Genomic DNA, 1,408 nt, shown 5'->3' on the forward strand with positions numbered 1-1,408 from the left:
CAGCTTTTTACCAAACTAAAGGTGGGTGTCATCTTTAATTAAACCAAACTAAAGATGGGTGTCATCTTTAATTAAACCAAACTAAAGATGGGTGTCATCTTTAATTACCATGAATTGAACGCCTAACTTTTAACCGTTATTAAAAGATAGACGACTCTCAGCTTTTTACCAAACTAAAGATGGGTGTCTTCTTTAATTAAGACATAAATCATACAGAGAACCACTTCCTTTAAGTCATAGATTTAAAACTGACTTGGCAGAATACTTACAACTTTTTCCAAAGTCGATAGATGCGACCACCAAGGTCAAATAGGCGTGACCAAAAAATCGGTGAAACGCGACCAAACATGAAAAAGCCCCAGCACTTGCTGGGGCTTTAGATTGGGTGCTTTTATATTGTTAATTTTAAATTAACTTACTGCACTCTCAAAATGAACCAACCACCACCCAAAGCGATGTATGAATAGTCATTTTCTATTATCTTTTCATTCTCATCTGAGTAGAAAACCAAATAGGTTTCAGAGCAGTTGCTCAAAGCAATGCAAAAACCTTCAAGATAGAGCGATATAGCTATATAAGAGAGCGACTCATTTTGAATAAAATGGAACTGTACATCCTTAGGTTCCAATTTCAATTTGCTCAAATTACTCAAAAGACTTTTAACTACAACCTCTTTTTCTTTGTTCGAAATAAAGTTCCCTTTAATTGAATCAGGATCTTTTAATGACCCTCTAACCCTATATTGAGCAACTGTATTAGATATATCTAAAAACACACTTTCGCTTTTTTTAAACCAATTTGTTAAATTAGTATCATCCAACATATATAGCCGCTCACAGCCAACTAGTAAGAATAAAACCAGTATGGTTGCTGCAATTTTACTGACAGCTTTTACCAAAACATCCATATACAAAACTAGCAAAGTTATGCCCCTTCATAATTGCGATTGAATCACCAGGGTTATCACCCCATGTCCAGCCTGAATTAGTTATATTTCTGGCCCTTCTATTTCTTATTAATTGAAAGCGCCCAGCGCTCGAAACTATAGCATGAAAGTGATTCCCTCCTTTTTGCCTCCATGCTTGGTACTGCCCCGCACCATAGAGCGACATTGCTAATGTATGGCCACTCGCCGCAGCCACAATTCCGAAATGGAAATTACCAAAGTCATCCATTCTGGAGCTGCCAAACTCTTTAACAAGTGATGGGTAGTTTTTAGGACTCTTATAATCCCATTTACCGCCAGTTTTAACAGCCTCCACGAATTCTTCCAAACTCATTTCTGTTGCATCGGCAATATTTTTTGTAATGTCGATATTGCCAGCTTCTAAAATATCACCATATTTCTTATAAAAGCTACTATTTAAGCTGGGTGTCTTTTATATCTGATTCATCGAAGTAAGTATAG

Annotated in this window: 2 protein-coding genes; both read right to left on the reverse strand. The window is 36.4% G+C overall.

Translation table 11 applies throughout. The features are described 5' to 3' along the window. Positions 1 to 415: 415 nt before the first annotated feature. Complete coding sequence (locus N475_RS02745; RefSeq protein WP_063364651.1) at positions 416 to 907, reverse strand: hypothetical protein; 492 nt, start codon at positions 905 to 907, stop codon at positions 416 to 418. Continuing rightward, positions 879 to 1,280 carry a polymorphic toxin type 44 domain-containing protein gene (locus N475_RS02750; RefSeq protein WP_063364652.1) on the reverse strand — a complete coding sequence of 134 codons (402 nt, stop codon included), beginning with the start codon at positions 1,278 to 1,280 and terminating at the stop codon, positions 879 to 881. Before N475_RS02750 ends, N475_RS02745 begins: the two co-directional genes overlap by 29 nt. Between the last annotated feature and the right edge of the window lie 128 nt (positions 1,281 to 1,408).

It is taken from the genome of Pseudoalteromonas luteoviolacea DSM 6061 (assembly GCF_001625655.1).
Taxonomy (GTDB): domain Bacteria; phylum Pseudomonadota; class Gammaproteobacteria; order Enterobacterales; family Alteromonadaceae; genus Pseudoalteromonas; species Pseudoalteromonas luteoviolacea.